The sequence below is a fragment of the Paenibacillus sp. 1A_MP2 genome (genome assembly GCF_052244825.1).
Lineage (GTDB): Bacteria > Bacillota > Bacilli > Paenibacillales > Paenibacillaceae > Paenibacillus > Paenibacillus vandeheii.
Genome location: NZ_JBQQCS010000001.1, coordinates 2,970,552 through 2,983,892 on the forward strand (window position 1 = coordinate 2,970,552; position 13,341 = coordinate 2,983,892).

Annotated in this window: 14 protein-coding genes; all 14 read left to right on the plus strand. The window is 42.7% G+C overall.

The annotated features are described in order from the left end of the window. Positions 1–98 precede the first annotated feature (98 nt). The 14 genes from ACTWJ7_RS14545 (at position 99) to ACTWJ7_RS14610 (ending at position 13,229) form a co-directional block, all read left to right on the plus strand. Positions 99–3,410, plus strand: coding sequence for a hypothetical protein (locus ACTWJ7_RS14545; RefSeq protein ID WP_443145571.1), 3,312 nt, complete (start codon positions 99–101; stop codon positions 3,408–3,410). 77 nt (positions 3,411–3,487) lie between these two features. Then, complete coding sequence (locus ACTWJ7_RS14550) at positions 3,488–4,510, plus strand: hypothetical protein (RefSeq protein WP_443145572.1); 1,023 nt, start codon at positions 3,488–3,490, stop codon at positions 4,508–4,510. Between the two features lie 16 nt (positions 4,511–4,526). Next, complete coding sequence (locus tag ACTWJ7_RS14555) at positions 4,527–5,666, plus strand: hypothetical protein (protein WP_301877642.1); 1,140 nt, start codon at positions 4,527–4,529, stop codon at positions 5,664–5,666. Positions 5,667–5,725: 59 nt separating this feature from the next. Next, a complete protein-coding gene (locus ACTWJ7_RS14560) occupies positions 5,726–6,397 on the plus strand; it encodes a hypothetical protein (protein WP_443145573.1) in 672 nt (223 codons plus the stop codon). Between the two features lie 95 nt (positions 6,398–6,492). Then, positions 6,493–7,467 (plus strand): hypothetical protein, encoded by a 975-nt coding sequence (locus ACTWJ7_RS14565; protein WP_443145574.1) that lies wholly within the window; start codon positions 6,493–6,495, stop codon positions 7,465–7,467. A 24-nt stretch (positions 7,468–7,491) separates the two neighbouring features. Next, the gene (locus ACTWJ7_RS14570; RefSeq protein WP_094936919.1) at positions 7,492–7,833 is read left to right on the plus strand and encodes a hypothetical protein; all 342 of its coding nucleotides are present in this window, start codon (positions 7,492–7,494) and stop codon (positions 7,831–7,833) included. Positions 7,834–8,077: 244 nt separating this feature from the next. Then, positions 8,078–8,902 (plus strand): hypothetical protein, encoded by an 825-nt coding sequence (locus tag ACTWJ7_RS14575; RefSeq protein WP_443145575.1) that lies wholly within the window; start codon positions 8,078–8,080, stop codon positions 8,900–8,902. A 3-nt stretch (positions 8,903–8,905) separates the two neighbouring features. After that, positions 8,906–9,859, plus strand: coding sequence for a hypothetical protein (locus ACTWJ7_RS14580; protein ID WP_094936917.1), 954 nt, complete (start codon positions 8,906–8,908; stop codon positions 9,857–9,859). A 16-nt stretch (positions 9,860–9,875) separates the two neighbouring features. Then, positions 9,876–10,667, plus strand: coding sequence for a hypothetical protein (locus ACTWJ7_RS14585; RefSeq protein WP_094936916.1), 792 nt, complete (start codon positions 9,876–9,878; stop codon positions 10,665–10,667). Positions 10,668–10,681: 14 nt separating this feature from the next. Beyond that, positions 10,682–11,242 carry a hypothetical protein gene (locus tag ACTWJ7_RS14590; RefSeq protein WP_094936915.1) on the plus strand — a complete coding sequence of 187 codons (561 nt, stop codon included), beginning with the start codon at positions 10,682–10,684 and terminating at the stop codon, positions 11,240–11,242. Further along, the gene (locus tag ACTWJ7_RS14595; RefSeq protein WP_094936914.1) at positions 11,239–11,634 is read left to right on the plus strand and encodes a hypothetical protein; all 396 of its coding nucleotides are present in this window, start codon (positions 11,239–11,241) and stop codon (positions 11,632–11,634) included. The genes ACTWJ7_RS14590 and ACTWJ7_RS14595 overlap by 4 nt, the downstream gene beginning before the upstream one ends. 12 nt (positions 11,635–11,646) lie before the next feature. Next, positions 11,647–12,561, plus strand: coding sequence for a hypothetical protein (locus ACTWJ7_RS14600; RefSeq protein WP_094936913.1), 915 nt, complete (start codon positions 11,647–11,649; stop codon positions 12,559–12,561). A gap of 178 nt (positions 12,562–12,739) precedes the next feature. Beyond that, entirely contained in the window at positions 12,740–13,063 is a 324-nt protein-coding gene (locus tag ACTWJ7_RS14605; RefSeq protein WP_094936912.1) for a hypothetical protein, read from the plus strand. Then, complete coding sequence (locus ACTWJ7_RS14610) at positions 13,032–13,229, plus strand: hypothetical protein (protein ID WP_024634039.1); 198 nt, start codon at positions 13,032–13,034, stop codon at positions 13,227–13,229. The genes ACTWJ7_RS14605 and ACTWJ7_RS14610 overlap by 32 nt, the downstream gene beginning before the upstream one ends. Positions 13,230–13,341 lie beyond the last annotated feature (112 nt).

A 13,341-nucleotide genomic window follows, 5' to 3' on the forward strand; every position in this document is an offset into this window, starting at 1 on the left:
ATGCACCAAGGAGCGAAACCGATCGGCATGGTGAAGAAAATAACCCTATTTTGGGTGATCCAGGTTACGGTCAAATCGGACGATGGCAGACGGTTCAATTGGATGCACTGGAGAACAGTATTGATCAAATCATTGAGCAATACCTGAGAGATAAGTCATGGTATGCGAGTGTGCGATGTCGTGAAGCGTTATGGAATATATACCGCAGGATTGAATGGTGGGTGGAACAACAGCAGCCCCCAGACAAAACACAATATCAGCGGGTACTGCAAATGATTAAAGATTGTATTCACAAGATTCTTGAAAATGCACAGAAGCCTGGAGGAAGCCATCATGGTGTGTCATTGCCAGTCTGTCCGGCACCCTATTACCATCATTTTAGTGGAAATTACTTCAATCATTTTGATGCTACCGTATATGAGATACCGCTCTTTTCGATGAAAAAGGATGTACCCTTCTCAAATAAATTTCCTGATTTCTTTAGATATGTCTCATCGACGGAGGATCAGGAATGGGTGACTGTTCACTCGGTAGGTAAAAATGAACAATTCGGTTCCGAAATGATATTGAAGCTCGATCTAGGGCTTCTGGAAATTGGAAACTCCTCCAAAATTACATTTAACTGGCGTGTGAAGCGTTATGGACAGATCAGGTTCAAGTACTTGGCTAGTTCCAAGCGCGGTAATGGCATGCTGTTCTATATCAACGGGCAGCAAGTCGGAGGCGAATGGAGCGAGAATAGCGGTTGGCAGGAAGCAGCGTTTACGCTGCAGCCAGGACAGATGTATAAGTTTGATTGGCTGATCCGTAAAATGCGCCCAGAAGTATGGCAGAACAATGGCATCTATATCAAGGATGTTGAAGTTGTTGAGATTGTGGATACACGCAAGCCGCCTGCGCCGAAGGATTACGATCTGGATGGGGAGCATGTATATGAGTATGGAAACTGGGTTGTAAGATCACCACAAAGTGTGGCACAGGCACATTTTAAAGGGCAGTTCATTATGGATGATTTGCGTAAGAAATCCATGACAATGGACCTGGACAATGAATGTGATGGTACGGTTTCATTTGCTTACAAAATGGGTGTAGATGAAGAGCCGTATCCGGATCATGATTATCAGTTGTTTTTTGACGACGAATTCGTTCAGCGGACCCAGCGTGGAGATGGAGATCATGGTAGCTATGCTCGCTCAGTGCATGGTGTGGAATGGATACTGAATGGGGACTATTCAGAAACGGAGGCCAATCAGGCCAAAATAGAGTATGAAATCGTTGCGGGGCCTGATACGACCGTGGACTTGAGAGGTACAGTTGAGGTCACGTGTCCTCCGAGAGAAATTGATCATTGGGAACCATTTCATCGTGGACAAGGGATAGGGAAATATGAATGGTACATGTCGGGAAGTCCCAGTTGGATTGATCAAGGAGAAGTATTGCGTCTGGAAGAGCCAAAGGAAGGGGATATGATTGCTCAGACCTCGGTACCTTTACAGGATGAGGGGTGGTTCATATTCAGTTATAAGCACCAGTTACGGCCTACTGAAGCGTTTGAGGTAGCTGTAAATGGTATGTCCGTTCATTATACAACGATGAATGGTAACGGCGAACAAGTACGTATTCCTCTGCAAGCTGGAAACAACGTAATCCAATTTCGAATCAGAGATAGTTTAACGGAAGAACCCTTTAAATATAAGTTGGACAAGTTGTTTACTTATGGTAATAACACGGGCAATACATACCGGACAACATCTCCTCTAGGTTCATATGTTGATGTGACACGTGGATGGGATGTAACTGATGCTGGAGCGTCTACACAAACAAGCGGTGATACCATTACATACAGTGCAGAGCTAAATCCTGGTGCCAAATTAAATATTAAAGAGCATATGCGTATTTATCCCGCGATGGATTACAATTATAATCCAAAAACGGGTGCAAATAGAGATGAAATGGTGTTTGATGAATTGTTCAATGATGAAGATAAGATTGATTCAAGATTAAGATTTATAGGAAGCTGGGATTGGAAAGAATTGATTCATGGTGATGGAGTGATGTGGGCGCAGGGACATGATCAGGAATTCATCTGCGAACTTGATGCGCAACTGGATAAGCCGGGTTACATATTCTGGCAATATGGTGGCGATTTTGATCCTGGAGAAAAATTGGAGCTTCAGGTAGATGGCATTTCCGTCTGGACAGGAAATCAATCGAATGGAGACGATGGAACAAACTGCATGTATCCTTTGCCCCCAGGCAGCCATCGTTTCCGTTGGATATATAGAGATGGGAAGTCGTATGTGCCTGGCGATGGTAACACAGGGGGATCAGGAAGCGGAACTGTCGGTGGCAACGGTAATGGTCAGTCCAATCAGCCAACCCAAAGCCCGTTTGGAGAAGTATGTTTTCCTAGTGGAATGAAAAATCATGAAATTCAGTATGGACAAAGTTCTTATTCAGGACGGTCTGACCAAACGAGTTGGTGGGGATGGAAAAATGAAGGAGCAACCTATGACGGTAGTCATAGACTTTTGGATGAAGGGAAGTTCATTACACGTGACTTTTATGCTCCTCACATTGGTAAAATTGATTATGTTGAGACGCTTAAAGTTTATCCAGTCCAAAATTTAAATACGTCGGGTTTGCGACCCATCAAAACTTCAAGTATGCAGATTCCGTATTATGCTGGGGACGGTGTGATCTATCAAAATAAAGAAAGTAATTATTATAGTTTAAATGTGAAAAATTTAAAACCAGGGACTCCTCAAACCGAATTTGATAGTCCTCATACCAAGATGATATACAAAAGGATATACTGCGATGGCGAGTTTCAAATAAATTTTAGATATATCTGTTATCTCAAAGATGGAATACAACCAAAAGCAAGATTCAGGGTATATTTTTATCCTGAAAAGGGCTCTAAACGTACAATGCTATTAGATGAATCTGACAACAGAGGTGCCAAAAACGGAAAAGTAAATTATAAATATATTACTCCCGTTGAATGGAATATAGCGGCTAATTTTACGGAAACCATTACAGATTTGAAAGCAGGTTATTACTATATTTGTTTTGGTATCACGGATACGAAGGAGGATTCTGATCAAGATTCAAGTGGTATTTTATATCATGCATCAATAAAAAATTTATCTATAAAAACCAAAGACTCTACTGGGATAAATGGGTGGGAACTGGTTTATCCTAACAGAAAAGATAGTGATACGTATGTTTTGGTTGATTTAATAGATAGAGCTACAGGAGCATCGATGTATTCATATCAGTATCCTGCAAGCAATGGCCAAGTTACAACATACCCTATGGATTTTTCTAATTATACGCAGCCTGGCAGGGCCTACACAGTTAAATATAGCTTGCACAGAGCTGCCGGCGGTTTTGGGGAAGTGGTCTAGATGCTGGTGGATTCACTCTCAGCGGAGGGCGCTTCAAAGAAACCTGGAATGCTTACTGTAAAGATGCTCAGGGACTATTGTATCGAGAAGGAGAGTCCCCTCACCCGGGAGAAGACTCGTGGAATCCACCTGGGCCAGGTACAACTGCTCCGGATGGTGGGAGCCACGCTTGGCTTGACGTCATTCGGTTATACAAAAATACGAGCAGAGCCTGTCCAGGCACAAGAATTGTCATTGAAACTTTCGAGGACGGTCAACTACTACTTCCACCACAGTACGTGACGAAAGAAGAGGACCAAATCATATCTATTGAAGTCGAAAATACATCAGATAAGAAAAAGAAATATGAAGTTCGTGTTAAATTCGAGCAGGGATGCGCAGGAGACGGTGCAATGATTTGGGGTGGTTCGTTGCATTTAGATGATATTGATAAACTTGATCCATCATGGGCAGAAGTGACCCACTTTGAAGTATGGGACAACAAACCGATCTGGATGGGCGGCTGTGATAACAGTAATATGCAAGTGAAAATTACTAGAGAAGATGGAAAGGTACTTCTAGATGAAAAGTATTACGGCAATGGTTTCCGTGGCTTTAATCTGAATGACCTGGCTCCCAAACCCTATAGTAAGTATAAAGTGGAGATTACCACAGATCAGAAGGGGCAGATCAGCGACTGGACAGGAAAGCGATATATGACCACCTTCCGGGTGCATGACTTCAAAGCCTATGAAAGATGGGTATGGGTACCTGAGCCATTTGATTGTCAGCTGGATTTTTTCATAGACGGAGAGTTAATCAAAACATTTACCAAAGAGGGTGGTTACTATACCTTCTCACATCCGGTTCCTAAAGGTAAACATGAATTCAAATGGGTATTCACCTCACTACAGGAAGCTGGCACGCGGAGTTATGAATACGCGAATTTGGACTGGATGGAACTGACCAACTGGATCTGTGATGACGTCTATGTCATTCCTTACTGCGAAGGCGGAGGTGGAGACCAGTGTGTAGAAGCACTCATCAAGTGCTTGCTGGAAGTTTGGAAAGCAAGGCCCAAGATGTGTGTGATCGGTAAACGTATCTGGCTATTCACGTAATGAAAGGAGGATCTTTATGGGTGTTGCAAGATTGAAAGAGTCGGGCAGGATTTACGAGGAAGACTTTGCAAATTCCAACTCCAGCCTTGATTTCAAATGGGAAGTGCTGCCTAACGACCCTGCCCGCTATGACGCGGGTAGAGGTAGCTTAGTGCTGAAACATGGCTCCGATCCACTGTACATGTTCTACAAACCTTTAACGGATATCAAGCAATTTGTGATGGATGTGAGGAACAGCTACAATCCTGATACGGAGGGGTGTTACGGAGGCGTTATCGTTTTTGTGGACGAGCATAATTTCATGGAGATTGAAGAGTTTCTGGATATGACTTTACCAACACCTTTGTTGAAAACTTATCCATGGATTCGGTTAGTACGGGACTACAACTATTATACGGCATATTGGTCAGATGATGGCCTGCTGTGGAACATTATAGGTTCAGTTGAATTGGCGGGAGCGCCCAAGATTGGTCTCTATTTAAAAGGGGATGGAGATCATCCAATGCAAGTTCAGTATATTCGAATCAACAAAGGGACGTCTGTTGCCGTAGATAATTTGACCAAAGGAACTGTGGTTGATCTGATTGACAAGAATGGCATTGTGCTCGAATCAAGAGTATGTCGGTCCGAAGAAACGGTTGTACATTTTGATATGGGGCAATATTCGTATCCGTTTGAGGGGAATTTCGGGGTTAAGCTTCCCGATGGCAATCGTTTTCAGGCCATGGATTCCATAAAGCTCTTTAGAGGTGACCAAATGTATTTCGAGGTTACTCCAGATTTATATTATAAAGAGTCAAATCCTGAAACAGGAGAAGATTTCGATGTGCTCCTTTATCCCAATACGGATCGTTTCCTTGGTTATTTAACAGCAGGTGGTTCTGCAACTCAAGAAGTTCGAATGTTCGCCAAAAATCCCATGATGTCAGGAGAATTTAGAGATGTAACCTTTGCGCTCACAACAGGCACGGAAAAAGTACAAATTGCTCCTGACGTTGGAGGTATCCCAGGTGCTTTCAGTTACTCAATCACGGCCTTTAGTATTTCGCCGGGAGCCTCCTATCCATTTTGGCTGCGAATGGAGAGGGAAGAATCACAAGACAGATATGCCTCCCAAGTTAAATTTTCTCTGCAAATGTATTCGACATACATCTAGCTTAATTTTGTTGAAACCATTACGTATAGATTATGTAAGGCAAGAATGGAGGTGGTCAAATGTCAGTAAGAATTAACCAGTCTCATACATCGTCCGCCAGAAGTCATAAGGAACTAAGTGATATCGGGGTTAGAACGCATACTGAGATTGATTCCTGTCTTGCAGAATTGGATGACGCCAGAGGTTCTGAGGTTAGTCTGGGTGATCGAATTACCCTAGTAGAAGAATCTGCAAATGTTAGCCGGGATAAGGTAAATGATCATGAGCAGAGACTAGGCGATGTGGAGACTACAGTTACTTCGAACATCTCGCGACTTGATGATGTTCAGAAGGACATTCTGACGGTAAGAGCAGATGTCAACGTCCTTTCGAAGAATCAGGATGATCATGAGAAAAGATTAAGTTTGGCAGAGATAGAAATTAAGGAAGCGCGTGGAGCAGAGTCGTCCATAGATCACCGGTTTGATACGTTGGAGAAAGCCGTTGAGGTTGTATCAAAGCAGCCCATTCAGGATCTCGGTATTACGAATCCAACATATCTGAGTATGTATAACAGTGTTCAAGTTACGATTAATGCCGGTAGAGCAAGTATCAACAAGGTTATTGTGGATCAATTTTCCCAAACATTCAGCATTCCGGACATCACGGCAAATACATCTTATTATATTTTTCTGCATGAGGACGGCAGGTACTCCTATAGTTTGAAAAAGAGGAGCCACAAGATGCCATAATTATTGGTGGACTTGATGTCGGGGTATCACCAACGACTTCACTCACGGCTATGGATTTTAGATATTTCCTAACCAAGGGCTCTATCGAAAATGACATGTCTGCACTAGGAGAACGTGTATCTGATCTGGAAACAACTGTTGGCAAGCATACCACAAAAATCGTTACACATGATGCAACGATCAAAGCCATGCAGACCGAATTGGAAACCACTTCAAATGAGGTTGTTGTTTCACGGGAAGATAAAAATGGAGTCGTCTATGATGCTCTCAAAGACAGACTCGACAACATGCAGAGCCGACTGGAGTTAGCTGAAAGCCGAGGTACCATGGAACATCAATCGGTATTTCACTTCACATCGTCTCCTAACAGCAGATTGTCGATTACCAGGGATTTTCAGGTACCACGATACGTGATTGGTTCGAATTCCGCAGAGGTATTTCTGGACGGAATACGTATGGATGTAGGAGACGATTACATTGAATATAGTGATACGCTTATTCGGTTTAGATTTGATGTGCCCAAGGAAGCCAGAGTAACTGTCATTGGCCGTGGGTCTGTTATTAACACAACTTCGGTAACGGACTATACCTACTATACCGATGGAAAAGTACATATAGAAAAGGTTAATGGAGGAATTAATCGTACTATTGAGTACTTCTATAGCATGGATGGAAACCTGGAACGACAAGAGATTACTGAAAGTAACGGACAGATCAAGTCTATTGAGTATCAGCGTGATCTTACAGGTAAGGTCCTGAGGGAAATTAACAATGGAGCTGAGTATTACGTGCTTCAAGGGGGAGATACCTTCGATGATACGGACATCCGCAGAAGAATTGATTTTCTCGAAGGATCTGCGCAGGAGCTAGACATCGTATATAACTATTATTCAAATGGTGACATCGAGTCCGAAGAAGTGTACTCTGTGAACGCAACTCCGCATCTTTTGAAAAGAACATCTTTTACCTACAATACGGACGGTACGGTTAAGACCGAAACCTTGATTTATGACGGCCGGGAGTTCATAAAGCATTTGAATATGACGCTATCGGTAATATCAAACAAGTAAAAATCAGAAAGGTTGTGATTTGAAGTGACGAGGACTGTACAGGATGTCAAATTTGCACTCCATACCATTATGGATAAGTTAGTGGGCAATAATTCGGAGCCGTTCAATACAGAGGAAATTGAAGTACTGATTTTCGCTTTTGAAAGCCATATTCTGTTTGATAATGTGGCACATAAGTTTTTGTCCTCGCTTAAAGGATTGGTTGAAATTTCAGATTTGAATTCAAATAAGAATAATGAAGAGCACACACCAGAAAGTAGAGAATTTTTATTTATTCAAGAAAGAAGCACGATGGTTAAAACTCTTCTTCTAACTGTTATTAAAGAAAGCATCCTTCGAGAAATGAGTATTCGATTCGGTAGTTAAGGGGGGAAATCATGGCTGAAAATATATTACTCGGACCATTACGAAGATATGAATTCTATTCTTACTGTAATAACTTTATTTCTGAACTACACAAGACCGTAACTCAAGATTTATATGGAGATATTCATTGGGAGTGGTCATATTATAACAATAATGAGTATGCCGTACCTAAAAGTTGGAATTCTACGGGGCGGACTTCTACTAATCAGGGACAATTACCGCGAAGAATGTAAAAGACCCAAGTATGTTCTTTACAATTAGCATGAATTTCTCGCGTTTCTATACGAATTACGATTATGTAGATTACAGCAGAAGTTATGTTTGGCGAGTAGGTTTACGAAACAATGGGACTGAAATCAAGCCAGACTTATACACAGATGTTGGTCACATGACAGAGATACCTTTGAATACTTGTATTCTAGATGGAGGAACTCGTAGTCATAATGCAGTTAACACTTATTATAAGTGGAATTTGTTCATCACGGAGCAGTATATTTTCCTCTATGGAGAACCTCAATCAGGAAATCAGGCATATCCAGTAAGACTATACATGGGAAGATTGATGGCTCTTGAGAATGAAGATCCACTTATTGCAAATGACTTTGTTGGAGTTTTTAGTCACTATCCTCTCGGCCTGAATAATGATGATGATGAGCTCATGTATAGGGCAGGACGAGGTTATGTGCGTTCTTCACGAAATGGTAAGCCTAACTCTTTATACCATTTTGCTACAAGTTCTCAAGTTCCGTCACCTGGAGTAGGGGGAAGATTTTTTATTTCTCCATTTTATGTTTGGCATGATAGAGAAGGTGTAAGAGGCGAGTTTTATGGAGTGAAGACAGCAGTTCTTAGAGATTCAAGTATGTATCCAGATGGTTCGATTCTCGATCTCGGAGATGAAAGGTATTATGTCTTTCATACCTTATCTCAGCAGAATCCACCAACTTATCAAGGTTGGGCCTCTACAGCAGGTGGATTTTTCTCAGGCCAACCATACTTCTTCGATTCCCCTTTACTTCTCGGTGGCGGACAGCGAGTGCTGTTGTTCGAGATTGAAAAGGAGGTTTAGCGCATGACCATGATTCGTAGACACGAATTTACCAGCACCCTGAGTCTATTCGCTACTACACTTGTTAGCACGTTAAAAGATGCACTGGATCCCTATTGGGATACGATATATACGGCTGAAACGACCTATGCCAACTGGGGAAATGCGCTACTTACCAATAAAAAAAATTCATCCATGCGTTTTACGATGTGTGTATGGGCGCACGCCAGAGGAGTCAATATTCGTTGGGGACTGAAGAACCTTGGAAGCAATGTAGCATCGCCAGATCTATTCGTAAATCCGCCAGTAGATACAGATAAATTCATGTTGGAAACTCCCTTTTTGTGTCATAACGGACAGTATAATGTGAACTATAAATGGTCTGTGATTACGAACGAAGATATCTTGTTCATCCACGGTGAGAGTCTGAACTACCCGGAACGAGCTTACCCAGTACGGATATTTCTAGGCAAATGTCAGTCGCTGGAACAAGAGGATCCGGCGATCGCCAATAAGTTCTATGGTATATTCCCTCATATGCCTTTCAATACTTCGGATAACAACACAGTAGATCAATATGATACACCAAGGGGTGTCGTAATGACTTCCCGGAATGGAACAGAATATGCGCTATACAACTTTGGAACGGAATCCATTCCTTCTCCGGGTGTTGGCTCAAGGTACTATGTCACTCCGTTCATGGTCTACCATCCATTAGAAGGTGCGCGGGGTGAATTCAAAGGCATGCGGTCCATTGTTTTCAAAAATAGTACTCAGCACCCGGACGGATCGATACTCGACCTTGGCAATGATGGCAAGTATTACGTGTTTCATGTTGTGGATCAGGATTATCCCAATACGGATTATGGACGTTATTACCACAATACGAATCTGGTTACTGTGTATGGCAGGCCTAAGTTTTTCCACGGTGCCAGGCTGCTTGGTGGCGGGCAAAGGGCACTACTTTTCCAAATCTAGGAGGTGTTTATGAGGTATGGCCAATTTCTCAGGTAGAGTTAAAATGAATGAATTATTCGCAAATATGGTGCAGGGGTTTAAAACGATTGCGGGTTCGCCCTGGTCGATCTTTTATGAAACAGCCAGTGTGATCGTGCTCAAATCAGTTGGTACGACAGGTACAGACAAGTTGTTCTTCAGACTTGAGGTTGGAAATACGAAGGGGACTACGGGGAATAAACTGACAGTAAGCGTTGCTGAAGATGTAATGGCAACAGACGGCAGCAACCCGGTGGGCAGAACCGAAGTGAAAAAGGACTTTCTATGTCATACCAGTATCGTGGACACGAATCTATTAATCGATTATCAGGTTTCCGTCCAAGCGAACCGAATCATCATTTATTTGCAGGGTGATGTGAACTCGGTTACAGGGATCTCTAATCTAGGTTACTTCGGAATTTTGAACAGGTATGCCACAGAGGCGGATTCCTCTAGTTTGGGTGTCGGTCTCAGTTACAACGGGGACAACGGCATCCGAACGTTAAGGGATAAAGATAAACAGATGGTCAACAACATCTATGATGCTTATTCTGCAATGCTTCCGGTTAATCCAGGTTGGGGTTCTCTTTATCATCTTGCTCCGGTTATTATGTGCAATGGTGTGGAAGGACCCAGAGGTGAACTCATTGATATTTATGCGGTACCTTCTGCCGGTGTTTCCCATGGAGACGAGATCAAAGTAGGTACCAGAACATATAAGGTGTACTCGTTGTCCATCGGTGGACAAAGCTTCTTATCAGGCGCTACGGTTGCTGTTCTGATGAATTAAGGTGGTGAGTGGACATGACTGTACATCAAGGAAAAGTTGTAGGAACCGCCGCGAGCGGTTCTCTTTTTACCCAAAGTAAGGCGAGAGTTTCTTATCGTGTTGGATACGATCTAGAAGCTGTTCCGTTAACCTTTGAAGGTAAGGAAATGATCTTCTCTGTAGGTACTTTAAACACTACTGCAGAACTGGTTGACATCTATCGTTGGGGAACGTGGAGGCTGCTTGACACCCATGGTGATCATCTCATCGGATTCGTTTCGGACAAGTACATTTACGGAGCAAGAACCAGGACTGGAATTCCTTACGAAAAAAATATGATTCTGAAGCACAAGTTCTTGACTCAATCTAGTGGAGTAGGCTTAATCCGAGAAACGATCCGAGGACTGAAAGTAAATCAGAATTATGCAGGTCTCGATTGGTGTATCAAGGTCAAAATTCCAGTTAACCAGTCTGGATTGGTAGGGAAGACGTGGGGAGATTGGTCTTACGGCAGTGATGGAAATACGTCCGGTGCTCATCTTCGTCCACGGAAATATCCGGATACACATATTCCTAGAAGGAGGGAAGAGTCTTGAATCGAACATGGAAACTGATGGAGGAGATGAGAAAAGTGCTATTGCCAGTTTCGTTTGCCCGAAAAGTAGAGTATGTTGGCGGAGGGGCAAAGGCGTTGATCGATATTCCGATGGAACATCCTCGATTCATGATTAAAACGATCAGGGTCATTCCGTCCAGAGAAACAAATGTGGAAGTTCATGTACTGAATAGCGCTGGCCCTCATCCAGAAGTTCTGTATTTCAACAATGCCCAATACTCGACGGGAAATTTTATGGAAGGCATTTACGATATGATCGATTTGCCTTATGAGGACATTGACGGAACTTCTACACTTCACTTGTCGTTGAAAAATTTGGGAACAGATGTGGCCAACTTCGATGTTGAGGTCGTTGGTTTGACTACAAGGTAGGAGGGGGATACCATGGATATTGTTTCATTCAGCAAAGCTGCCAAGGTAGAACGTGAAGTCAAACAAGCCAGAGATTCCTTTGCCACGCTTGATGGAAGGCTGGACGCAGTGTCCACTGGCAATGTCGTTTCGGTGAGACTAAAGACAGAGCTGCCGACCATAGGTGAAGCAGGAAGATTATATCTGGTACGCCAGGACTCAAGCAATCAGAACACCTCAACTACGTATACATACAGTGGTGGGGAATATGTGAAGGTTGGCGGTGACCGAGTTTCTAATCATATCGATAACGGAGCAGTGAGTATCAATGGTACCAAAACGTTGATTTATTCCCACCCCGACACACATAGTGCGGACATGTTGGTAGATGGAAACACGAAAGTGGTTATGACTTCACAAGAGCGTGAGAAGCTGTTCAATGTAGAGATCGAAGCGAATCATTATATTCATCCGGATACACATAGCGCAGATATGATCATCGATGGCGCAACCCATGTGAGCATGACTGTATCCGAGCGCAAGCGCCTGAGTGTGTTGGACCCATGGGATGCAATCAGTGATTTGGTGGATTATACAGACGTAGTTACTTATTTTGCTAATGATATGCAAGGCCGGGTCATTCGACAAGTCGTCACAGACAATTACACGGAGCAGGTAGTCACAAAGCCATTGCTGACCATGCCGATTTCGACAGATGGGTATGTGCAAAATGATTCGTTCTTGGTGATTTCGATTGGTGAAGTCCATCGGTTTGATGGAAAAGCATTCGTGCAGCTGCCGACCTTGGTCGATGTTATATATCAATATGATGATGATGGAAGACTGGAATCAAAGTCCATCACCAGAATGGCAGTCACCCCAATTCAAGCCAACTACAAATACTTCTATGACTCTCTGGGCAATCGTATAGCGGTTAAGAAATATTAAGGGATAGCTTATGCTGTCCTTTTTTTTGTTCTAAAAAAAGAATTCCGACTTAACAGGTTAACATCCTGACGATTAGGACGTATGAGAGAATAGTGAAGATATGAAGGCTTCACTTGAATTTTATTTCTTTATTTCCTAGTACGTTAGAACACTATTTTTGCCCAGGAGGTATTACTAGATGAATATTGGACTCACCGCTCATTTCTATTTCAAGGGAAGTGGCAAAAAGAAAACAGTAACATGGATTGAGGATAATCCCAGGCTGCAACAGAAAGAGAAGGATTCCGATATAGTAGTTCGCGAGATTCCTTTAACTGCTGATGAGGTCAAGCAAGAGTATCGCAGGCTTTTTACCAAACATAAAAATGAGGGAAAGTCGATCACTTTGGAAGATACAGATCAGATTGTGCACATCATTGATCTCACCGATGTTCGTAATATAGAGCTTACTTCGAAGGAGGAGAACACCGATGCTGTACAGACTGACCTTTGCGCTGAATAATGAGGAGATTGTCACAATGGAGATGACCACGGAGAAGGACGATCTAGTTGGTGCAACGGAAGAGGCATTCGATGTGATTGAGAGGGAGTATGGTGCCACTGTGGTGTTGAATCTGGTGGCGTTCAGTCTGCTCAAAGTTGATGTACCCAATGAACAACAAAGTTAAAAATAGCTATTTGAATGAAACTGTTTAGTTCTAAGCGTAAAGTTCTGCTTTATTTGCATAATTGTAAACCATAGTAAAACCAGTGATATACCCCAAGCCTTCTTCTGGGGTC

What these genes read in the sequence shown, in the direction of transcription:
- ACTWJ7_RS14580 (WP_094936917.1), top strand. Translation starts at nt 8,906, where the DNA reads ATGACCATGATTCGTAGACACGAATTTACCAGCACCCTGAGTCTATTC.
- ACTWJ7_RS14600 (WP_094936913.1), top strand. Translation starts at nt 11,647, where the DNA reads ATGGATATTGTTTCATTCAGCAAAGCTGCCAAGGTAGAACGTGAAGTC.
- ACTWJ7_RS14585 (WP_094936916.1), top strand. Translation starts at nt 9,876, where the DNA reads ATGGCCAATTTCTCAGGTAGAGTTAAAATGAATGAATTATTCGCAAAT.
- ACTWJ7_RS14575 (WP_443145575.1), top strand. Translation starts at nt 8,078, where the DNA reads ATGTTCTTTACAATTAGCATGAATTTCTCGCGTTTCTATACGAATTAC.
- ACTWJ7_RS14560 (WP_443145573.1), top strand. Translation starts at nt 5,726, where the DNA reads ATGTCAGTAAGAATTAACCAGTCTCATACATCGTCCGCCAGAAGTCAT.
- ACTWJ7_RS14610 (WP_024634039.1), top strand. Translation starts at nt 13,032, where the DNA reads ATGCTGTACAGACTGACCTTTGCGCTGAATAATGAGGAGATTGTCACA.
- ACTWJ7_RS14590 (WP_094936915.1), top strand. Translation starts at nt 10,682, where the DNA reads ATGACTGTACATCAAGGAAAAGTTGTAGGAACCGCCGCGAGCGGTTCT.
- ACTWJ7_RS14565 (WP_443145574.1), top strand. Translation starts at nt 6,493, where the DNA reads ATGTCTGCACTAGGAGAACGTGTATCTGATCTGGAAACAACTGTTGGC.
- ACTWJ7_RS14555 (WP_301877642.1), top strand. Translation starts at nt 4,527, where the DNA reads ATGGGTGTTGCAAGATTGAAAGAGTCGGGCAGGATTTACGAGGAAGAC.
- ACTWJ7_RS14605 (WP_094936912.1), top strand. Translation starts at nt 12,740, where the DNA reads ATGAATATTGGACTCACCGCTCATTTCTATTTCAAGGGAAGTGGCAAA.